Consider the following 20793-nt stretch of genomic DNA (forward strand, 5'->3'; position numbering starts at 1 on the left):
CCACTCTCTCACCGGCGCTTACTTGACGATCAGCACCGGCAGGTTGGTGTGGGTCAGCACCTTCTGCGTCTCGCTGCCGAGCAGCAGCGCCGCAACGCCGCGGCGGCCGTGCGAGGCCATGACGATGAGGTCGATGCCTTCGGTCTTGGCGTGGTCGATGATGGCTTCCCAGGCGTGCAGGGCCTCGACGGTGTGTGCCTTGCACGACAGGCCCTGCGCGGCGGCAGCGGCGCTGACGGCCTCGACGCGCTGGGTGGCAACGCGCTGCTGGGCGTCGATGAATTCCTGCGGCGGCACGGGCTGGATCTCGGAGACCGCGCTGTAGGGGAAGGGCTCCATGACGCTGAGCGTCAGCAGCTGGGCGCCATGCACCTTGGCAAGATGGATGGCGGTGTTGACCGCGTTGACGGTGATGTCGGAGCCGTCGGTGGGAACGAGGATGCGTTGGAACATTCGGTCCTCCAATCGTTGCGGAGAACCACAGTGTGGCCCATCAGGGGCCGGTGTGTTTGTCGGAGATCAACCCGCCGCAATCGGCCTGGCGGGGTCGGACGACCATTCGCTCCAGGAGCCGGGGTAGAGCAGGCCATCACCCAGGCCGGCATGTGCCATGGCCAGCAGGTTGTGACAGGCCGTGACGCCCGAGCCGCATTGGTGAACGACGGTGTCGGCGCCGTGTGGCGCCAGCAGCGGCTGGAATTCGGCGCGCAGCTGCTCGGCCGGCTTGAAGCGGCCGTCGGCGCCGAGGTTGTCCTTGAAGAAGCGGTTGCTGGCGCCGGGGATGTGGCCGGCAGCCTTGTCCAACGGTTCGACCTCGCCGCGGAAGCGCTCGGCGGCGCGGGCGTCGATGAGGCGGACGGTGCCGAGCTTCTTCAGCAGCGTGGTGGCATCGATCTGGCCGACCAGGGGCTGGCTAGGCTGCCAGTCGCTGGCTTGCGGGGAGGGCGTTTCGGTGCTGAGTTCGCCGTCCCAAGCGCCATCGAGCACGGCGACCTCGGCGTGACCCAGCCAGCGCAGCATCCACCAGATGTGGGCGGCGTAGGGGCCACCCTGGCGGTCATAAGCGACGACCTGGCGGCCGGCGCTGAGGCCGAGGCGGCGCATCAGCGCGGCGAAGGCTTCGCGCTCGGGCAGCGGGTGACGGCCGCGAAAAGACCCGTCGGGGCCGGTCTTGTCGCCGCAGAGGTCGCGGTCCAGGTGCAGGTAGAAGGCGCCAGGAATGTGGCCGGCCGCGTAGGCGCGCTCGCCGGCGGTGGTATCGGTTAGGTCGAAGCTGCCTTCGAGGATCAGCGGGTTCGAGAGCGCACGCAGTTCGGCGGGGGTGATCAGCGTCGTGTAGGTCATGACTCGGCGGGGTTGAACTGGCTGTCCTTGGGCGGCGGGGCGACCTTGCTGCGCAGCAGCGTGGCGGCCAGGCCGGCGCAGATGATGAGCAGCATGCCAAAGGTGGCGTACCAGGTCAGCGGGTCCTTGAACAGCAGCATGCCGTAGATGAAGGAGAAGACGATGCCCAGGTATTGCAGGCAGGCGTTCACCAACGGGCGGCCGATGGAGTAGGCGCGCGTCAGGCAGACCTGGGCGGTGGTGGCCAGCACGCCGACGGCGAGCAGCAGGGAAGCGCCCCAGAGCGTGTGGCTCTGCAGGCCGCCTTGAGTTACCGCTGTGATGACGGCACCGGCCACGCAGCCACCCACCGAGAAGTAGAAGACGACGCGAAGTTCCGGTTCACCGACGCGGCCCAGGGCCGTGACCTGCAGATAGGCCATCGCGGCGATCATGCCGGACAGCAGGCCGGCCAGGCCGTACCAGAGTTGCTGCTGGTCCAGCGTCGGCCGCAGGATCAGCGCGACGCCGACAAAGCCGAGCAGCACCGAGGCCATCAGCCGCCAGTCCAGCTTCTGCGCGCCCATCAGCACGGCACCGCCGAGCAGGAAGAGGGCCATCCAGACAGAGGACATGTAGTTCAGCGTCATCGCCGTGGCCAGCGGCAGATGGCTGATGGCGTAGAACCACAGGCACAGCGAGGTGACGCCAGAGATGCTGCGCCACAGATGCATGCCGGGCAGGCGCGTCTTGAGGCTGACGCCCTGACGGTGCGACAGCAGGGCCATCATGAGGGAGCCGACCAGGCCCCGGTACATGACGATCTCGCTGGCCGCGTAGAACTCGCTGGCCAGCTTGACGCAGACGCCCATGGTGGCGAACAACAGCGTCGCCGCCACCATGAGCAGCGGAGCCGGCATCAGAGGGCGGCGCCGATCTCGTTGCCGATTTCGTTGCGATACCACTCGTGGAAGTGCTGCATGCCGTCTTCCATCGGGCTTTGGTAGGGGCCGACCTCGTTGTCGCCGCGCATCATCAAGGCCTTGCGGCCGGCGTCCATGCGCTCGGCGATCTCGTCGTCTTCCACGCAGGTTTCCATGTAGGCGGCCTGGTGGGCTTCGACGAACTCACGCTCGAAGGCGACGATTTCCTCGGGGTAGTAGAACTCGACGAGGTTGACGGTCTTCTGCGGCGACACCGGGTGCAGCGTCGACACGACCAGCACATGCGGGTACCACTCGACCATGATGTGCGGGTAGTAAGTCAGCCAGATCGCGCCGGCCTCGGGTGGGCGGCCCTCGCGGAACTTCAGCAGCTGGTCATGCCAGCGCTGGTAGACCGGTGAACCGGGGCGCTCGAGCTCCTGGTGCACACCAACGGTCTGCACCGAGTGGTGCTTACCGAACTCCCAGGCCAGGTCGTCGCAGCTGACGAAGCCGCCCAGGCCGGGGTGGAAGGGGCCGACGTGGTAGTCCTCGAGGTAGACCTCGATGAAGGTCTTCCAGTTGTAGTTGCACTCGTGGACCTGGACCTTGTCGAGCACATAACCGGAGAAGTCCAGCTGGGCGCGCGGCCCGAGCTGGGCCAGCTCGGCGGCGAGGTCATGGCCGTTGTCCTCGAACAGCAGGCCGTTCCATTCCTGAAGCTTGTAGCGGTTCAGGTTCAGGCAGGGGTCCTGCTCGAAATGCGGTGCGCCGATCAGCTCGCCCTGATGGGAATATGTCCAGCGGTGCAGCGGGCAGACGATGTTGGACGGGGTGTTGCCTCGCCCGCGCAGCATGACCGCCTGGCGGTGGCGGCAGACGTTGGAGATCAGCTCGATGCCTTGAGCGGAGCGCACCAGCGCGCGGCCTTCGCCCTCTTGCGGCAGGGCGTAGTGGTCACCGATTTCAGGGACGGCCAGCGCATGGCCGACGTAGCGGGGCCCTCGCTGGAAGATGCTGGCCTGCTCGCGCTGGAACAGATCGGGGTCGAAGTAGGCGCTCACCGGGAGCTGGGTCTGGCTGCGTTGTAGCGCCGAGACGGGGAGGCTCAGGTCGGACATGATCCAGGCGGGTCTTTCAGGCGGAATGGGGTGCTGCGTCCCTCCGGCGCATCTCGGTTTTTGCCGAGGCGGCCAGGTTGCTAGGTGTTGAAAGGGGAGTTCGAGGCTGCGCGCGTGCGCGCTCGAGCGAGAGGGTCGGGATTCTACGCATGCCTGTGTCGCGCTGCCGACGGTTACGTCTGCGCTGCTCAGCGGGGGGAAACCCGCTGACTACAATTGCCGTTTCGCGTTTTGAAATGACAAAGACTTCGTCCCGCACCAAGGCTGCCGCTCCAGACGGCACGGAACCCAGCTACGAGCATGCGCTCGATGAGCTGGAACGCCTGGTGGCGGCGATGGAGGGGCAGCAGCTGCCGTTGGACCAACTCCTGCACAGTTACAAGCGTGGCGCCGAGCTGTTGGCGCTGTGCCGCGGCCGGTTGCAGGAGGTGGAGCAGCAAGTCAAGCTGCTGGACGGCGCTGAACTGAAGGCCTGGGAGGGCCCGGAATCTTGAATGCACAGGACTTTGAGCGCTGGACACAGGCGTCGCTGAACGCCTTCGAAGCTGCGCTGGACGACTTGGTGCCGGCCGGCGCACCCGCCGGGCTGGGTGAGGCGATGCGCTACGCGGTGCTCGGTGGCGGCAAGCGGTTGCGCCCCCTGCTGGTGCTGGCGAGCTGCGCGGCCGTGGGCGGCGACAGCTTCGCGGCGATGCGTGCGGCCTGCTCGGTCGAGCTTATCCATGCCTATTCGCTGGTTCACGACGACATGCCCTGCATGGACGACGACGTCATGCGCCGCGGCAAGCCAACGACGCACGTCGCCTTCGGCGAAGCCCAGGCCATGCTGGCCGGCGACGCGATGCAGGCACTGGCGTTCGAGGTGCTGACACCTGACACCGGCATCGCCCCCGCCCTGCAGGCGCGGCTGTGCTCGCTGCTGGCCCGCTCGGCCGGCCACGACGGCATGGCCGGCGGCCAGGCCATCGACCTCGCCAGCATCGGCAAGCAACTGGACGAGCGCACGCTGCGCGACATGCACCGCCGCAAGACCGGCGTGCTGTTGCAGGCCAGCGTCATGATGGGTGCGGCCTGCGGGCCGGCGTCCACGCAGGCCACCCAGGCGCTGTCCGACTACGGCGCCGCGCTGGGCCTGGCCTTCCAGGTCGTCGACGACATCCTCGACGTGACCCAGGATTCCGAAGTGCTGGGCAAGACGGCCGGCAAGGATCAGGATGCGAACAAGCCGACTTACGTCAGCGTGCTTGGCCTGGACGCCGCGCGGGTATTGGCCCAGGCGCTGCGTGCCGAGGCCAAGGCGGCCCTGGCGGCCAGCGGCCTGGCCGATGTGAGCCATCTGAGCCTGCTGGCCGACTCCGTCGTCGAGCGGGACAACTGAAGAGCTTCGCCATGGATTACAGCCTGCTGAACAGCATCGACAGCCCCGCGGACCTGCGCCGGCTGCCGCGTACCGAGCTGCGCAAGCTGGCCGACGAGTTGCGCGCCTTCGTGCTGGAGAGCGTCTCCAAGACCGGTGGCCACCTGGGCTCCAACCTGGGCACCGTCGAGCTGACCGTGGCTCTGCACTACGTCTACAACACGCCGGAAGACCGGCTGGTGTGGGACGTGGGCCACCAGACCTATCCGCACAAGGTGCTGACCGGCCGGCGCGACCGCATGCCGGGTCTGCGCCAGCTGGGCGGCATCAGCGGCTTCCCGCGCCGCGACGAAAGCGTCTACGACACCTTCGGCACCGGCCATTCGTCCACCAGCATCTCGGCCGCCCATGGCATGGCCATGGCGGCCAAGCTCAAGGGGGAAAGCCGCAAGGCCGTGGCCATCATCGGCGACGGTTCGATGACGGCGGGCATGGCCTTCGAGGCGCTGAACAACGCCGGTGTGGCCCACGGCGGCCTGATGGGTGACGTGCTCGTCATCCTGAACGACAACGACATGTCGATCAGCCCGCCGGTCGGCGCGCTGAACAAATACCTCGCGCGCCTGATGAGCGGCAGCATCTATGCCGCTGCGCGCGAAGGCGCCAAGAGCGTGCTGAAGAACACGCCGCTCTACGAGTTCGCGCGCAAGTTCGAGGAGCACACCAAGGGCATGGTCGTGCCGGGCACGATCTTCGAGGAATTCGGCTTCAACTACGTCGGCCCCATCGACGGCCATGACCTGGATTCGCTTGTTCCCACGCTGGAGAACCTGCGCGAGAAGAAGGGTCCGCAGTTCCTGCACATCGTCACCAAGAAGGGTGCCGGCTACAAGTTGGCCGAGAACGACCCGGTCAAGTACCACGCTGCCTCCGGCAAGTTCGACCCGGCCGTGGGCTTCGTCAAGCCGGCCACGCCGCCCAAGACGACGTTCACCCAGGTCTTCGGCGAATGGCTGTGCGACATGGCCGAGGCCGACACGCGCCTGGTCGGCATCACGCCGGCCATGCGCGAGGGCTCGGGCATGGTGGAGTTCCACAAGCGCTTCCCGCAGCGCTATCACGACGTCGGCATCGCCGAGCAGCATTCAGTCACCTTCGCCGCCGGCTTGGCCTGCGAAGGCATCAAGCCCGTCGTTGCGATCTACTCGACCTTCCTGCAGCGCGCCTATGACCAGATGGTGCATGACGTCGCCATCCAGAACCTGCCCGTGCTGTTCGCGCTGGACCGCGCCGGCCTGGTGGGTGCCGACGGCGCCACGCATGCCGGCAACTACGACATCGCCTACACGCGCTGCATTCCCAACATGGCCGTGCTGACGCCGGCCGACGAGGACGAATGCCGCCAGGCGCTGTACACCGGCTTCATGCACAACGGCCCGGTGACGGTGCGCTACCCGCGTGGCGCCGGCGCCGGCATCACGCCCGTCAAGGCGATGACGGCCCAGGCCTGGGGCAAGGGCGAAGTTCGACGCCAAGGTGAGCGCATCGCCATCCTGGCTTTCGGCACACTGCTTTACCCGGCTTTGGCCGCCGCCGAGCGCCTGAACGCAACCGTGGCCAACATGCGCTTCGTGAAGCCGCTGGACGCCGAGTTGGTGGCCGAGCTGGCGCGCACGCACGACGCCATCGTCACCGTCGAGGACGGTTGCATCATGGGCGGCGCCGGTAGTGCCGTCACCGAGGCGCTGAACGCCGCCGGCCTGAACGTGCCGGTGCTGCAACTGGGCCTGCCCGACGAATTCGTCGAGCATGGCGACCCAGGCAAGCTGATGAGCTTGTGCGGGCTGGACGCAGCCGGCATCGAGGCCAGCATCGTCAAGCGCTTCGGCGCTAGGCCGGTGGTGGTGAGGGCGACGGCGGCGGGTTGACGGATGGTGGGGCGTGCTGATCAAGCCGGATCAGCAGCAGGCTGATCAATCGCTCATCACCTCAGGCCATAGCCCGTTGCGCCGGTTGTCGGCGACCGTCGACGATGGGGACTCATTGCCGGTGTTAAGGGCGTTTGCCAACGTTTTGACATGAGAGTCGCTGACCGGCTTGGCGGCCAGCGTCCATCTCGATGGAAGGGTTGGGCGTCACCATCACCAGAGCCGATTCATTAATCGAGGGGTACGCCGTTGCTGAAGCGCGCGCGAATTCTCATGCGATCACCCAGCGTCAACGAGAAATCACCGTCCGGCTTTCCTTCGACAAAGCTCCCTGACCAGTCAGCAATTCCTTCACTACCCGATGCCTTCCCGCTGTATGGAGTGCCATCTGACAGCTTGGCCAAGACCGGGATGTAGCTGGAGCTCGTGTACTCAAACCAAATTTTTGGTGGAGGAGGCGGGATCTTGTCCGGGCCGGGATTCGGTGCCACTTCGTCGCCATTTGGATGCTTGACGTCGATTCGGTACATGGCCGAACTCAACTCGGATCCACCGTGAACGAAGAACGTGGCAATCACGCTGGCAGATGCAGCATTGAAGCCAGGGACCTTGTTCCTGTGAGCGGTGACCGTCATGAACGGTAGAAGAATGCCGGTGTCGATCTGTGGGGCACGCGCGTTGAGAATGACCTCGTCCACGACTTCCTTCTCCAACCACCCTGGGGCGATCAACCGGGCAAGGTTCGCTGCGCCGATGTGGATAGGACCTACCGCCTTCCATCCCTTGTTGCTGATGCTGATCTTCCACATGTCGCCGTGTTCGCTTTTCTGGATTGCGATTCGCAGCGGTGGATAGCGCGGAATCCTCCCCTCGGCGAAATCGATGGCCCGCAAACCCATCAAGCCCATCTCCGCGAGGTGATTCATACCCCGGAACTGACCGACCAGCCAGTACGAGAGCTTGGCGTACTTATGTTTGGCCCGCCACAACGAGACCAGCCGAAGCCACATCGGAAGCGTCGCGAGTATGAAAGCGAGCCTGTAATCGGACGCGACGACGGCAAGACACAGCGAGGCCAATACAAGCAGCAGCATCGCCGCTGGGCTGGCGATCACAACCAGAAGTCGGGCGATGAATTGCAAGGTTTCTCCTGGAATTGCGGCCGCCTAACGCTACTCGGAATTTGCGTTGCCGCTGAAGGGAGCCAGGATGCCAGTCCAGTTGCCGGGCTTGCTACCAAGCGGCCCCTCCGGCCTCGGCCCGTTGCAGCCGAATTGCCACTGCTGCGCTCAGTCCGCGAGCTACTATTTGCGCGAATGCCTGCGCTTCATGCGCACAGCCCGCGCGCCGAGGGCGCCACGTCTACTGGGTCAACGCGTTCTTCGCTTCCATGGGCTCCGGCAGTTTCTGGGTCTTCCCGCTGACGTTCAAGCGTGCGGTCTAGGCGGAGGCGCAGCGCGCTCGCCGCTGGACGCGCTGGCGCTTAGCCCTGGCTGAGCAGCCGCAGTAAGGCCGCCACCAGCGGCTGCGCCGGCCGGTGCAGTGGGATCAGCGCGCTGACGCGGTAGGGAATTGACACGGTCAGCGGCCGCACGGCGAGACCCGCACCCGCGCAGGCCTGGGCCGTCAGTGGGTTCACGATGGCCACGCCCAATCCCGCTCGGACCAGTTCGCAAACAGCAACGGCACTGTGCGTCTGCACGCGCAATCGCCGCGCGATGCCGGCGGCGCTGAAGCGTGCGTCGATCTCGCGGCGGTAAGGGTCGTCCGCGGCCAGGCTGATGAAGTCCTGACCCTCGAAATCCTTCAGCGCCAGCCGGCTGCGAGAGGCCATCGCATGGCCGTCGGGGAACACGGCCACTTCGTCCGCCTCAAGCACCGGCTCGATGCGCACACCCGGCAGCGGTGTCGCCTGCTCGGCCAAGCCCAGGTCGAAGCGCTGTTCGCTGATCCAGGCGTCCAGCAGCGGCGGCTCGGCGGGTGTGATGGACACACGCGCCGACGGGTGGGCGCCCAGCAAGCGCTGCAAGGCAGCCGGCAGCAGCGCATGGCTCAGTGCGGGCAGGCTCAGCAGGCTCAGCTCGGCATCTTCCGAGCGCCCCAGCGCCTCGGCCCGTTCGATGACCCGCGCCAGCCCCTGGAAGCTGCGCTCCACCTCGTCAAACAGCGCCCGCGCCCTCGCCGTGGCCTTGAGCCGGCCGCGTTCCCGCTCGAACAGGGCGTAACCCAGCAACTGTTCCAGCCGCGCGAGGTCGCGCGACAGCGTGGGCTGCGACGTGTGCAGCAGCGCGGCTGCGCCGGTAACGCTGCCGGCCGTCATGACGGCGCGGAAGACTTCGATGTGGCGGTGCTGGATATCCATATCAGGACTGAATTGTCACCGCATAAATTTCAATTTGATTGAATGGCGGGCGCCGGGCATCCTGCGAGCCATGACCAAGCCCCTGCCTCCCGCCCTGACCCCCGCCCGCCTGCAGGCCCTTGTCGCCGAGCACGGCACGCCGCTGTGGGTCTACGACGCCGCCACCATCCGCGAGCGCGTTGCGTCGCTGAAGCGCTTCGACGTCGTGCGCTTTGCGCAGAAGGCCTGCTCCAACATCCACATCCTGAAGCTGCTGCGCGACGCGGGCGTCAAGGTCGATTCCGTGTCTCGCGGCGAGATCCTGCGCGCGCTGGCCGCAGGCTATGAGGCCGGTGGCGACGAGATCGTCTTCACCGCCGACCTGCTGGACCACGCCACGCTGGCCACCGTCGTCGAGCACCGCATCCCCGTGAACGCTGGCTCCATCGACATGCTCGACCAACTCGGTACTGCATCGCCCGGCCACCCGGTCTGGCTGCGGATCAACCCCGGCTTCGGCCATGGCCACAGCCACAAGACCAACACCGGCGGCGAGCACAGCAAGCACGGCATCTGGCATGCCGACCTGGGCGCGGCGCTGGCGGCCATCCGCCGCCACGGGCTCAAGCTTGTCGGCCTGCACATGCACATCGGCTCGGGCGTGGACTACGAGCATCTGGCCCAGGTCGGCCAGGCCATGGTGGGCCTGGTGCGCGAGACGGTCGCGGCGGGGCATGACCTGCATGCCATCTCGGCAGGTGGCGGCCTGTCCATTCCCTACCGCGACGGCGATTCGCGCATCGATGTGGACCACTATTTCGGCCTCTGGGACGCCGCGCGCCGCGAGGCCGAGGCGCTGGTGGGCCATGCGCTGAAGCTGGAACTGGAGCCGGGCCGCTACCTCGTCGCCGAAAGCGCCGTGCTGCTGGCCGAGGTGAGGGCGGTCAAGAACGCCGGTGCGAACCGCTTCGTGCTGGTGGATGCCGGTTTCAACGAGCTGATGCGCCCGGCCATGTATGGCGCCTTCCACGCCATGAGCCTGCTCGGTGCCGGCGGCCCCGAGCAACCCACCGTCGTCGCCGGCCCGCTGTGCGAATCGGGTGACGTGTTCACGCAGGGCCCAGGCGGCGAGGTGCTGACGCGGGAACTGCCACCCGCAGCCATCGGCGACCTCCTTGTCATCCACGACGCGGGGGCCTACGGCGCCTCCATGTCCAGCAACTACAACAGCCGGCCGCTGGCGGCCGAGGTGCTGGTGGATGGTGACCTGACCCGGCTCATCCGCCGCCGGCAGACGGTGGAAGAGCTGCTGGCGCTCGAGGTCTGACGGCTGCCCGGCGCCCGGCCATCGATGGCGCCTTGGGTCATCAGCTATGAGCGCTGCGCGCATTTGTCCTCGAAACGAGGGGTGCAACGTCGTGGCAACCCTGAGAACTGAGGGCTTCCGAGTTTGCTAGGGTCGCGCCCGGAGACAAGCCGGGCGTGAAACTCGTACCAATTCAACAAGTCGGTGGCCACATCAAGGCCGGCGCGGCGCTGCCTTTCGGGGTGCGTGACGCTGACGGCAAGCTGCTGCTGGCCAAGGGCCAGATGGTGCCCAACGACCAGATGCGCGAGACGCTGCTCAACCGCGGCGTGTTTGTCGACCTCGACGAATTGCGCGATGCGTCGGCCCGCGGCAGCGATAGCGGCACGGGTGCAGAGGACTTCTTCGCACGTTGGGAGGCGCTGCAGACGCGGCTGTCCGTGCTGCTGCGTGCGCCGCAGGAGCCGCTCTTCCTGCCGCGCGTCAAGGAATGCGCTGCGCAACTGATCGGCTGGGCCGAGCGCTTCTCGGATCAGGTGCTCTTCGTCGTCATCCAGCACGACCACAGCCGCCACGAGGTCTATGGCCTCGCACACCTGCTGCACACGGCCGCCGTCTGCGCGCTGCTGTCGCGCCGCCTGGCCTGGGCGCCGGAGCGCCAGAAGAGCCTTGTCGGCGCGGCGTTGACGATGAACCTGTCCATCATCGACCTGCAGGGGCGCCTCGCCTCCCGCGGCGGCAAGCTGGCGCCCCCGCAGCGTGCCGCCATCGACCGCCACCCCGACGAGGCGGTGGCCTGGCTGCGCAATGCGGGCCTGGACGACGCCGAATGGCTGGCCGCCGTGGGCCAGCACCATGAACAGCCAGGCGGCGGTGGCTACCCGCAGGGCCTTGCCGAGCCCAATGAGACAGCGCAGCTGCTGCGCCTCGTGGATATCTTCCTGGCCAAGCTGGCCAGCCGCGGCGGCCGCGCAGGGCTGCCGGCACCGCAGGCGGCCAAGTCGCTCTACACGGGCAGCAACGGCCATCCCTTTGCCGCGCTGCTGGTCAAGGAGGTCGGCATGTTCCCGCCCGGCACTCTGGTGAAGCTCGCCAGCGGCGAGATCGCCGTGTCGGTGCGCCGGGGAGCATCTGGCAACACTCCCATCGTCAGTGCCGTCATGAATCGCCACGGCGATGCCTTAGGCTCCCCCGTTAGGCGCGACACGGCGGTTGCCGAGCATGCGATCACGGGTCTGGTGGCCGCTCAGGCGCTGCGCGTGAAGCTCAGCCCGAATCAGCTTTACGACCGCCGCTACGAGGCCTGAGCGCTTCCAGCGTCCGGCCTCATAGGCTGGATCAATGACGTCGATTTGATAAATGTTTTCTACTGAAAACAGTAAATCGATATAGTTACGCCTATCCCATCACCCAGCCCCCACGGAGCATTTGAATGTCCCTGATCAACACCCAAGTCCAGCCTTTCAAGACCGAAGCCTTCCACAACGGCAAGTTCATTACCGTTAGCGACGAATCCCTGAAGGGCAAGTGGTCCGTGCTGATCTTCATGCCGGCCGCCTTCACCTTCAACTGCCCGACCGAAGTCGAAGACGCGGCCGACAACTACGCCGAGTTCCAGAAGCTGGGCACCGAGGTCTACATCGTCACGACCGACACCCATTTCGCGCACAAGGTGTGGCACGAAACCTCGCCGGCCGTCGGCAAGGCCAAGTTCCCGCTGGTGGGCGACCCGACCCACACGCTGACCAACGCCTTCGGTGTGCACATCCCCGAAGAAGGCCTGGCCCTGCGCGGCACCTTCGTCATCAACCCCGAAGGCGTCATCAAGACGGCCGAAGTGCACTCCAACGAGATCGCCCGCGACGTGTCGGAGACGCTGCGCAAGCTCAAGGCCGCTCAGTACACCGCCAAGAACCCTGGCCAGGTCTGCCCGGCCAAGTGGAAGGAAGGCGCTGCCACGATCGCCCCGAGCCTGGATCTGGTCGGCAAGATCTAAACAGCCGTGCTGTTCGCAAGGAGCCCGGGAGGGCTCCTTCCTTCAGCAGAGCCTCACAGGTTCTGCTGAAAGGGCCTCCGTGCCGGGGACTCTTTCAGCAGTGGCCCGCCTCGCCACGTCTCACTGAAAGGAAGTCACCATGTTGGACGCCGCCCTCAAGACCCAGCTCCAGGGTTACCTGGACCACGTCAAGCTCCCGTTTGAAATCGTCGCCTCGCTGGACAACTCCACGTCCAGCGACGAGATGCGCGAGCTGCTCGAAGAAATCGCCGGCATGAACGACAAGATTTCGTTCCGCGCCGACGGTGTCGACACCCGCACGCCGTCCTTCCTGCTGCGCCGCACCGGCACCGAGCAGAGCCTGCGCTTTGCCGCAATCCCGCTGGGCCACGAGTTCACGTCGCTGGTGCTCGCGTTGCTGTGGACCGGTGGCCACCCGCCCAAGGTCGAGCAGGCGCAGATCGACGCCGTCAAGGCGCTGGACGCCGATCTCGACTTCGAGATCTACATGAGCCTGACCTGCCACAACTGCCCGGACGTCGTGCAGGCGCTGTCGTTGATGGCCATCGTCAACCCGCGCATCCGCACCACCATCGTCGATGGCGGCCTGTTCCAGAGCGAGGTCGAGGCGCGCGAGATCATGGCCGTGCCGGCCGTGTGGCTCAACGGCCAGCCCTTCGCCTCGGGCCGCATGTCGCTCGAAGAGATCGTCGCCAAGCTCGACACCGGTGCCGCCGCGCGCGACGCCAAGAAGCTCGACGCCGAAGAGCCCTACGACATGCTCATCATCGGCGGTGGCCCCGCGGGTGCGGCGGCTGCGGTCTACGCGGCACGCAAGGGCATCCGCACCGGCGTGGCGGCCGAGCGCTTCGGCGGCCAGGTGAACGACACGCTGGGCATCGAGAACTACATCTCCGTCTCGGTCACCGACGGCCCGAAGTTCGCCGCCGCGCTGGAAGGCCATGTGAAGGACTACAAGGTCGACATCCACAACCTGCAGCGCGCCGAGAAGCTGACGCCTGCCGCGCAGCCCGGCGGCTTCGTCGAGGTGGAACTGGCCAACGGCGCCAAGCTCAAGGGCAAGACGGTCATCCTGTCCACCGGTGCGCGCTGGCGCAATGTGGGCGTGCCCGGCGAAGCCGAGTACAAGAACAAGGGCGTGGCCTACTGCCCGCACTGCGACGGCCCGCTGTTCAAGGGCAAGCCGGTCGCGGTCATCGGCGGCGGCAACTCGGGCGTCGAGGCGGCCATCGACCTGGCCGGCATCGTCAAGCATGTGACGCTGATCGAGTTCGGCGCCGAGCTGCGTGCCGACGCGGTGCTGGTCAACAAGCTCAAGAGCCTGTCCAACGTCACCATCCACACTAACGCGCAGACGACCGAGTTCACCGGCACCAACGGCAAGCTCGACGGCCTGAACTACACGGATCGTGTGTCAGGTGAAGCCAAGCGCGTCGACGTGGAAGGCTGCTTCGTGCAGATCGGCCTGGTGCCCAACACCGAGTGGCTGCGCGGCACGCTGGAGCTGAGCAAGCACGGCGAAATCATCGTGGACCCCAAGGGCGCCACGTCCATTCCGGGCGTGTTCGCGGCGGGCGACGTGACGACCGTGCCGTTCAAGCAGATCATCATCGCCGCCGGTGATGGTGCGAAGGCGGCTCTGGGCGCCTTCGACTACCTGATGAGGAACTGACCGCCCCTCGCCCAGTCCCACTTCGCTGAACGCGGTGGGCCCGGTCGGTCCCCCGAGGGGACGGCGATGCTTGCCGGATCAACCGGCAAGCACATCGCCAGATGGGCCGGCTTGGGAGCGGCCCGGCGCTCGGCCCAAAAAATGCACTACGGCCGCGAGGGCTTTCAGCGCAGCGTGTAGCCGCGCCCGTCCATGCAGGCATCGACGGCGCGGTTGAACACGCTGGCGTCGGCCATCGCGGCCTGTTGCGTCGTCGCCCAGCGGTTGCATTCGCGGTTGTCGGCCTCGAGCTGCGCGCTGCTCTGCCCGTTGCGCGGGTAGATGACCGGCGCGGGGCGGCTGGCTGGTGCGTACGTGACGGGAGCAGGCGGGGCGTACACAACAGGCGGAGGCGGCGGTGCCGGCGGCGGCACGTAGACCACCTCGGGCGCACGTTCGGCCCGGTCTGCCTGACTCGCCAGCGCGATCAGCGGCACTGCGATCGCCAGGCCCACCACCAGCGCGCCCAGGCCAGAACCACCGTGATGGTGATGATGGTGGCGCGGCGGCGGCTCGTAGTAGCGCGGGCCGGCGCTGGCAAGGCCGGTGGTGGCCACCAGCGTGGAAACGATCAGCGTGCGGACAAGAGTTTTCACGGCGAACTCACTGGGCGGTTGGGCATCTGATGCAACGCTGCGCGGCCGGTGTGGGTTGACGCCCGCCGGCCTTGTTACAGCTTCATCTGCGCGAACGCGGCCTGAAGCCCGGCCACGCCACCAATGCGCTGGTCATTGATGAAGACCTGCGGCATCTGCCGCACGGCGGGGCCGCACTTCTCGTAGAAGGCCAGCCGCTGGGCCTCGTCGTCGATCTTGATCTCCTCGAACCCCAGGCTCTTGGCCTTGAGCAGGCTTTTGACGGTGTCGCACTGGGGGCAGGCGGACTTGGAATAGACGACGATCTTGAGTTGCATGGTTCGAGTTTAGAGAATCGGTTTGACTTGCAGCGAGCGGCGGGTTTGCCACAGCCCCTCGGCGCTGTAGACCGCCAGTGCGCCCCAGATGAAGCCGAAGGCGACCAGGCGGGTCGCGCTCATCGGCTCCTTGAACAGGAACACGCCGAGCAGGAACTGCAGCGACGGCGACACGTATTGCACCAGCCCCAGCGTTGCCAGCGGGATGCGCCGCGCGCCGGCCGCAAACAGCAGCAGGCTGCCGGCCGTGACGGGGCCGGTGCCGATCAGCCAGGCCCAGTCCACGGCCGTCTGGCCAGCCATGCTGCCGTCCTGCGACCACCAGATCAACCCGGCGGCGGCCAGCGGCGCGAGGATCAGCGTCTCCAGCGTCAGCCCCTCGATGGCGCCCAGGGCAGCCGTCTTGCGCATCAGGCCGTAGAGGCCAAAGCTCACCGCCAGCACCAGCGCCACCCAGGGCAGTCGCCCGGCCGCCACCGTCAGCCACACGACGCCGAAGGCCGCCAGGCCCACCGCCAGCCACTGCACCGGCCGCGGCCGTTCGTGCAGCACGGCAAAGCCCAGCGCCACGTTGACCAGCGGGTTGATGAAGTAGCCCAGGCTGGCGTCCAGCACGTGGCCGTGGCCGACGGCCCAGACGTAGGTGAGCCAGTTGATGGCGATCAGCGTGGCCGACACCGCAAAGCGCCGCCAGGTGGCCGCGCTGACGGCCTTCAGCCACACCAGATTGCGTGTCACCAGCAGCACGACGGCGACGAAGGCCAGCGACCACAGCGTGCGGTGCGCAACGATCTGCAGTGCGGGGATGGCGGCGATCTGGCGGAAGTAAAGCGGGAACAGCCCCCAGCTCAGATAGGCGCCGAGGGCAAAAAGGACACCAGAGTTCATCGCGGCATTCTCGTTGCGGGTTATCACGGAGGTTTTCGTAGGGGCTCCGACGTCGAATCGACCCCGCCTCATTCGTCGTCCGTCATGGCCCTTGTCGAATTCACCCCCCAGCTGCGCCGCTTCGTGGACGCGCCGTCCTACCGGTGCGAGGCGGCCACGCTGCGCGAAGCGCTCGATGCCGCGTTTGCCGAGCAGCCGCGGCTGCGGGGCTACATCCTCGACGAGCAGGGCCATCTGCGCGTCAACGTGGTCGTCTTCATAGACGGCCAGCGGGCGCGCGACCTGCGCGGCTTGAGCGACCCCTTGCGGGCCGACAGCCGTATCCACGTCCTGCAAGCACTCTCCGGAGGTTGAACCATGAATGACCGCGCCTGGGCCGCGACCCGCAAAGGCCTTTTCGAGCTGCGCCGCCGCGCTGGTAGCTGGCAGTTGGAGCGGCTCAGCTTCGTGGCCGACCCGGTCACCATGCTGCTGCCACCCGATGCCTCGGGCCACATGCTGGCCGGGCTCAACCTGGGCCACTTCGGCGCCAAGCTGCAGGCCAGCGACGACGCCGGCCAGACCTGGCGCGAGGTCGCTTCACCCAGCTTCCCGCCCCAGCCCGAGGGGGCGGAAGGGCCGGCGTGGAAGCTGGAGCAGGTGTTTTCGCTGGAGCGCTCGGGCGACGCCATCTGGTGCGGCAGCATCCCCGGCGGGTTGTTCGTCAGCCGCGACCGAGGCGAGTCCTGGCAACTCGACGAGACGCTGTGGGGCGACCCGCGGCGCGTGCAGTGGATGGGCGGCGGCAACCCCGCGCCGGCGCTGCACTCGATCTGCCCGCACCCCCTGCACGCCGAGGAGCTGCTGGTGGGCGTGTCCTGCGGCGGTGCCTGGCGCACCACCGATGGCGGGGACAGCTGGGGCCTGCGGGCCAAGGGCATGCGGGCCGACTTCATGCCTCCCGAACTGGCGGGGGACGAGAACTCGCAGGACCCCCACCTCATCGCCCGCTGCCGCGACGTGCCCGACGTGCTCTGGTGCCAGCACCACTGCGGCATCTTCCGCAGCACTGACAACGGCGCCACGTGGGACGAGCTGCAGGCGCAACCGTCCAGCTTCGGTTTCGCCGTCGCCGCGCATCCGCACGACGCGGACACCGCCTGGTTCGCGCCGGCCGTGAAGGACGAGCGCCGCATCCCTGTCGACGCCGCGCTGTGCGTGACCCGCACGCGCGACGGCGGCAAGACCTTCGAGGCCTTGCGCACCGGCCTGCCGCAGCAGCATTGCTACGACCTGATCTACCGCCACGGCTTGGCGGTGGATGACAGCGGCGAACAGCTCGTCATGGGCTCCACCACCGGCGGCCTGTGGGCCAGTGGGGACGCTGGCGACAGCTGGCAGGCCATCTCCGCCCACCTGCCGCCCATCTACGCCGTCAAGTTCGGCTGAGCTTGCCGCGGATCTCGGCCAGCTCGGCCGCGTCGCAACTCGGCTCGGGGTAGCGCATCTTCAGCGCCTCCAGCGCCTGCACGATGACTTGCGACACGATGAGGCGCGCGTTGCGCTTGTCGTCGGCGGGTACGGCGTACCAGGGCGCCTGCTTGCTGCTGGTGGCGCCCAGCATCTCGCCGTAGGCCTTCATGTAGTCGGGCCAGTGCTCGCGCTCGGCAAGGTCATCGGTCGTGAACTTCCAGTTCTTGGCCGGGTCGTCCAGCCGGGACAGGAAGCGCTGGCGCTGCTCCTCCTTGGACAGGTGCAGGAAGAACTTGATGACTTGCGTGCCGTTGCGGTGCAGGTGCTGCTCCAGGTTGTTGATGGACTCGTAGCGCTGCGGCCAGAGCTTGCTTCCACGCGTCGTTTCCTCGGGCAGCGACTGCGCCGCCAGGATCTCCGGATGCACGCGCACGATCAACACCTCCTCGTAGTAGGAGCGGTTGAAGATGCCGATGCGCCCGCGCTCGGGCAGGCATTGCGTGGTGCGCCACAGGAAGTCGTGGTCCAGCTCCTGGGCGCTGGGGTGCTTGAAGCTGAAGACCTGGCAGCCCTGCGGGTTCACGCCCGACATCACGTGCTTGATGATGCTGTCCTTGCCCGCCGCGTCCATGGCCTGGAAGACCAGCAACAGCGAGTAGCGGTTGTGGGCATAGAGCAGGTTCTGCAGCTCGCTCAGGCGCTCGACCTGCGTGCCGAGCTGGCGCTCGTAGTCGTCTGCGTCGCGGTAGAGCGGCTCCACGGCGGTAGGCCAGTGCTTGAGCTTGACCTTCTGGCCAGGCTCGACACGGTAGGGCTGGGTGGCAATCTTCATGGCGGCGGCTCCGGGCGGCTGAGTCTGCGCAGACTAAGGCCTGCGCGCGCGCCGCGGTGTCGGACGTTGCCGCGGTGCTGTCTTGGCCCGGGGGCTATCCTCGCCGGCTGGATGCCAAGGGCTTGAGCCGAGATGTTGCGACGACTGCTGCCTGCGCTGATGCTGTTTGCCTCGCTGTCGGCCCAGGCTGTCTGCACGCGGGCACTGCGTGTGCCCTTCGAGGACTGGCGGCCCTACTCCTTCATGGCCGACGGCCAGCACACCGGCCTGGAGACCGAGCTGCTGGCCGTGGTGGCCAAGGAGGCGGGCTGCCGCGTGATCTACGTGCGCGAGGTGCCGCGCAACCGCCGCCTGCCCATGCTGCTGGCCGGCGAGCTGGACCTGCTGCTTGCCGCCACACCCCGCGCGGATGCCGCCTGGTACACCCGGCCCTACCGCGACGAAGTGCTGGGCGTCTTCATGCGCGCCGAGGAGGCCCGCATGGACACCCGCTCGCTGGACGAACTGCTGCGCGCCAACCTGCGCCTCGTCACCCACCGCGGGCCAGCCATCGTGCCCATCGTCAACGACTTCAGGGCGCGCGGCCTGCTGACCTGGTTCGAGGAATACGCCAAGGGCGTGCAGCTGATGCAGCTGGGTCGAGGCGACGTGCTGCTCGGCGACAGCGTCGCCATCGCCTTCGCTGCACGCGCCGCCGATGTGCCCCTCATCGAACTGCCCGTCACGCTGCTGCGCGACCCCGTGACCTACAAGCTCAGCCGCAAGTCCCTCACCGAGGCCGACCTGCGTGCCTTCAACCAGGCCATCCAGCGGCTGGAGGCGCGCGGCGAGTTGCAGCGCATCCGCGCCCGTTGGCTGGGCGCAGTGCCCGTGAAACGCTAGCGCTTGAGCCGCCGCGCGACGGCCCCCGTCATGCGCCGCACCAGCCAGCGCGGCGTGCTTCGGCCGGCCAGCGTTGCGGCCAGGTTGAGCACGCCGGGCACCCGGATGACCTCGCCGGCCATGCAGGCCTCGAAACCCTCGTTGGCCACCGACTCGGCCGAACCGATGACGAAGCCGGGCAGGCTCCCGAGTTCGCTGCTGCCGGCTTGCGCCTTGTCCAGCATGGACGTGGCCGTGATGCCCGGGCACAGCGCCGTGATGGTCACGCCCGTGCCCTGCAACTCCTCGGACAGCGACTCGGTCAGCGACAGCACATAGGCCTTGGTGGCGGCATAGGTCGCCAGCATCGGGATGGGCTGGAAGGCCGCGATGGACGCCACGTTCAGCACCCGGCCCGAGCCGCGCGCCTGCATGGGAGGCAGGAAGTGCGCCAGCATCTCGGTCAGCGACGTCACGTTCAAGCCGATCAGTTCGCCGTGGCGGCTGGCGCGCATGGCGGTGAACTCGCCATGCTCCAGCACGCCGGCGTTGTTGACGAGGATGTCGATGCGCCGCCGCGAGCGCTTCAGGCTTGCGGCCAGGCGCTCGGCGGCACCGGGTTGGCTGAGGTCGGCGGGTACGACCCAGGCCTTGATGCCGTGCTCTTGCGCCAATGCTTTCGCCAGGATCTTGAGCTTGTCCTCGCTGCGCGCCACCAGCACGAGGTCGTGGCCGGCGCGCGCGAAGCGGTGGGCCAGCGCCTCGCCGATGCCGGAGGACGCACCGGTGATGAGGGCGGTGTCAGCCATGCTGGGGCACGACCAGGATCTTGCCGTCGCGCTCGCCGGTGGCTGCGGCGGCAATCGCTTCCTTGATCTGCTCGACGGGATAGGTCGCGTGGATGCGCGCCTTCAGCTGGCCGGTGGCGATCAGCTTGGTCAGCTCGCCGTAAAGCGCCATCTGGGCTTCGCGCGAGGCCACTTTGAACCACTTGGCCAGCCAGAAGCCGCGCAGCGTCAGGTCGTTGAAGACGAAGGACTGCGGCGACACCACGCAGGGCTCTCCGCTCATCAGCCCGTAGTTGACGACGGTGCCGCCCTCGGCGATGCACATGGCCAGCCGGTTGGTGGCCTTGCCGCCCACGGCGTCGATGCCCAGGCGGATCGGCGCGCCCGACACGGCGTCCTTCACGCGCTTGTGCAGGTCGTCGCCATCCACCAGCACCACATCGCCGCCATCGGCCTTCACGACGGCCGCCGCACCTTCGCGCCGCACGATGTTGACGGTGCGCAGGCCGCGCAGCTTGGCGAGCTGGGTGAGGTAGCCGCCAACGCCCGAGTTGGCGACGTTCTGGATGACCCAGTCGCCCGGCTGCAGCGTGACGAACTCCGACAGCATCAGCGAGGCCGTGGCCGGGTTGACGGTCAGCATCGACAGCTGCTGCGCGTCTGCGCCTGCAGGCAGCGGCACGAGGCGCTTGGCGTCGGCCACCAGATGGCTGGCCCAGGTGCCGCTGCCGGCGGGCAGCAGCACGGTCTGGCCTTCCTTCAGATGGCTCACACCCTCGCCGACGGCGACGACGCGGCCCACGCCCTCGCTGCCGCCCACGGCTGGCAGCGGTGGCAGGATGCCGTAGCCACCGGTCAGCATCAGCACGTCAGACGGGTTGATGGGCGCGGCCAGCACGGCCACGACCGCCTGGCCCGCTGCGGGCGCGGGCACGTCGAACGGCACCGCACCGATGACGTCCTGCGGCACCGGGCCGCGTTGTTCGTAGAGTGACTTGATGCCCTGGATCGCCATGCCTGTCTCCTGTTTTG

22 protein-coding genes are annotated in these 20793 nt (G+C 67.4%); 10 read left to right on the forward strand and 12 right to left on the reverse strand.

What is annotated here, in order from left to right; translation table 11 throughout:
* Positions 1 to 18: 18 nt before the first annotated feature.
* The 4 genes from AC07V5_RS13425 to AC07V5_RS13440 all read right to left on the reverse strand — a co-directional run bounded on the left by AC07V5_RS13425 (position 19) and on the right by AC07V5_RS13440 (position 3367).
* The gene (locus tag AC07V5_RS13425; protein WP_495116177.1) at positions 19 to 453 is read right to left on the reverse strand and encodes a universal stress protein; all 435 of its coding nucleotides are present in this window, start codon (positions 451 to 453) and stop codon (positions 19 to 21) included.
* 66 nt (positions 454 to 519) lie between these two features.
* Positions 520 to 1344, reverse strand: a complete 825-nt coding sequence (locus AC07V5_RS13430; protein ID WP_495116178.1) for a sulfurtransferase — start codon at positions 1342 to 1344, stop codon at positions 520 to 522.
* Entirely contained in the window at positions 1341 to 2243 is a 903-nt protein-coding gene (locus AC07V5_RS13435; RefSeq protein ID WP_495116179.1) for a DMT family transporter, read from the reverse strand. The genes AC07V5_RS13430 and AC07V5_RS13435 overlap by 4 nt, the downstream gene beginning before the upstream one ends.
* A complete protein-coding gene (locus AC07V5_RS13440) occupies positions 2243 to 3367 on the reverse strand; it encodes an aromatic ring-hydroxylating oxygenase subunit alpha (RefSeq protein ID WP_495116180.1) in 1125 nt (374 codons plus the stop codon). Before AC07V5_RS13440 ends, AC07V5_RS13435 begins: the two co-directional genes overlap by 1 nt.
* Before the next feature lie 236 nt (positions 3368 to 3603).
* Here AC07V5_RS13440 and xseB point away from each other — a divergent pair, with 236 nt between their 5' ends.
* From xseB to dxs, 3 genes are read left to right on the forward strand one after another with little or no spacing between them, the layout of a single operon-like run.
* Positions 3604 to 3861 carry an exodeoxyribonuclease VII small subunit gene (xseB, locus tag AC07V5_RS13445; RefSeq protein ID WP_495116181.1) on the forward strand — a complete coding sequence of 86 codons (258 nt, stop codon included), beginning with the start codon at positions 3604 to 3606 and terminating at the stop codon, positions 3859 to 3861.
* Positions 3858 to 4745, forward strand: a complete 888-nt coding sequence (locus tag AC07V5_RS13450) for a polyprenyl synthetase family protein (RefSeq protein ID WP_495116182.1) — start codon at positions 3858 to 3860, stop codon at positions 4743 to 4745. The genes xseB and AC07V5_RS13450 overlap by 4 nt, the downstream gene beginning before the upstream one ends.
* 11 nt (positions 4746 to 4756) lie before the next feature.
* Positions 4757 to 6652, forward strand: coding sequence for a 1-deoxy-D-xylulose-5-phosphate synthase (gene dxs, locus AC07V5_RS13455; protein ID WP_495116183.1), 1896 nt, complete (start codon positions 4757 to 4759; stop codon positions 6650 to 6652).
* A gap of 230 nt (positions 6653 to 6882) precedes the next feature.
* Here the strand turns inward: dxs and AC07V5_RS13460 are convergent, their stop codons facing one another.
* Both AC07V5_RS13460 and AC07V5_RS13465 read right to left on the reverse strand, forming a co-directional pair.
* Entirely contained in the window at positions 6883 to 7794 is a 912-nt protein-coding gene (locus tag AC07V5_RS13460) for a hypothetical protein (RefSeq protein ID WP_495116184.1), read from the reverse strand.
* A 341-nt stretch (positions 7795 to 8135) separates the two neighbouring features.
* Positions 8136 to 9014, reverse strand: a complete 879-nt coding sequence (locus tag AC07V5_RS13465) for a LysR family transcriptional regulator (RefSeq protein WP_495116185.1) — start codon at positions 9012 to 9014, stop codon at positions 8136 to 8138.
* A gap of 70 nt (positions 9015 to 9084) precedes the next feature.
* On the opposite strand from AC07V5_RS13465, the gene lysA reads away from it, so the two are divergent.
* From lysA to ahpF, 4 genes are all read left to right on the forward strand, one after another.
* Positions 9085 to 10320: a diaminopimelate decarboxylase gene (gene lysA / locus AC07V5_RS13470; protein ID WP_495116186.1), complete on the forward strand. Its 1236-nt coding sequence runs from the start codon at positions 9085 to 9087 to the stop codon at positions 10318 to 10320.
* A 155-nt stretch (positions 10321 to 10475) separates the two neighbouring features.
* Positions 10476 to 11606, forward strand: coding sequence for an HD-GYP domain-containing protein (locus tag AC07V5_RS13475; protein ID WP_495116187.1), 1131 nt, complete (start codon positions 10476 to 10478; stop codon positions 11604 to 11606).
* A 125-nt stretch (positions 11607 to 11731) separates the two neighbouring features.
* Positions 11732 to 12295: an alkyl hydroperoxide reductase subunit C gene (ahpC, locus tag AC07V5_RS13480; protein ID WP_495116188.1), complete on the forward strand. Its 564-nt coding sequence runs from the start codon at positions 11732 to 11734 to the stop codon at positions 12293 to 12295.
* Between the two features lie 139 nt (positions 12296 to 12434).
* Positions 12435 to 13988: an alkyl hydroperoxide reductase subunit F gene (gene ahpF / locus AC07V5_RS13485; RefSeq protein ID WP_495116189.1), complete on the forward strand. Its 1554-nt coding sequence runs from the start codon at positions 12435 to 12437 to the stop codon at positions 13986 to 13988.
* 164 nt (positions 13989 to 14152) lie between these two features.
* Here the strand turns inward: ahpF and AC07V5_RS13490 are convergent, their stop codons facing one another.
* The 3 genes from AC07V5_RS13490 to rarD all read right to left on the reverse strand — a co-directional run bounded on the left by AC07V5_RS13490 (position 14153) and on the right by rarD (position 15828).
* On the reverse strand, positions 14153 to 14623 hold the full coding sequence (locus tag AC07V5_RS13490; protein WP_495116190.1) for a hypothetical protein: 471 nt from the start codon (positions 14621 to 14623) through the stop codon (positions 14153 to 14155).
* A 74-nt stretch (positions 14624 to 14697) separates the two neighbouring features.
* Entirely contained in the window at positions 14698 to 14940 is a 243-nt protein-coding gene (locus AC07V5_RS13495; protein ID WP_495116191.1) for a glutaredoxin domain-containing protein, read from the reverse strand.
* A 9-nt stretch (positions 14941 to 14949) separates the two neighbouring features.
* Positions 14950 to 15828, reverse strand: coding sequence for an EamA family transporter RarD (rarD, locus tag AC07V5_RS13500; RefSeq protein ID WP_495116192.1), 879 nt, complete (start codon positions 15826 to 15828; stop codon positions 14950 to 14952).
* An 84-nt stretch (positions 15829 to 15912) separates the two neighbouring features.
* Between rarD and AC07V5_RS13505 the strand changes: the two genes are divergently transcribed.
* On the forward strand, positions 15913 to 16182 hold the full coding sequence (locus tag AC07V5_RS13505) for a MoaD/ThiS family protein (RefSeq protein WP_495116193.1): 270 nt from the start codon (positions 15913 to 15915) through the stop codon (positions 16180 to 16182).
* A gap of 3 nt (positions 16183 to 16185) precedes the next feature.
* Entirely contained in the window at positions 16186 to 17256 is a 1071-nt protein-coding gene (locus tag AC07V5_RS13510; RefSeq protein ID WP_495116194.1) for a WD40/YVTN/BNR-like repeat-containing protein, read from the forward strand.
* On the opposite strand, the gene AC07V5_RS13515 is transcribed toward AC07V5_RS13510, so the two are convergent.
* Positions 17243 to 18112, reverse strand: a complete 870-nt coding sequence (locus AC07V5_RS13515) for an ADP-polyphosphate phosphotransferase (protein WP_495116195.1) — start codon at positions 18110 to 18112, stop codon at positions 17243 to 17245. The two genes, AC07V5_RS13510 and AC07V5_RS13515, sit on opposite strands and share 14 nt — an antisense overlap.
* 132 nt (positions 18113 to 18244) lie before the next feature.
* Between AC07V5_RS13515 and AC07V5_RS13520 the strand changes: the two genes are divergently transcribed.
* Positions 18245 to 18994, forward strand: coding sequence for a substrate-binding periplasmic protein (locus AC07V5_RS13520; protein ID WP_495116196.1), 750 nt, complete (start codon positions 18245 to 18247; stop codon positions 18992 to 18994).
* Here AC07V5_RS13520 and AC07V5_RS13525 read toward each other — a convergent pair.
* Together AC07V5_RS13525 and AC07V5_RS13530 are read right to left on the reverse strand one after the other, a co-directional pair.
* The gene (locus AC07V5_RS13525) at positions 18991 to 19782 is read right to left on the reverse strand and encodes an SDR family NAD(P)-dependent oxidoreductase (RefSeq protein ID WP_495116197.1); all 792 of its coding nucleotides are present in this window, start codon (positions 19780 to 19782) and stop codon (positions 18991 to 18993) included. The genes AC07V5_RS13520 and AC07V5_RS13525 overlap by 4 nt on opposite strands.
* Positions 19775 to 20776: a zinc-dependent alcohol dehydrogenase family protein gene (locus AC07V5_RS13530; protein ID WP_495116198.1), complete on the reverse strand. Its 1002-nt coding sequence runs from the start codon at positions 20774 to 20776 to the stop codon at positions 19775 to 19777. Before AC07V5_RS13530 ends, AC07V5_RS13525 begins: the two co-directional genes overlap by 8 nt.
* Between the last annotated feature and the right edge of the window lie 17 nt (positions 20777 to 20793).

This window comes from Roseateles sp. GW821-FHT02E12, assembly GCF_059421665.1.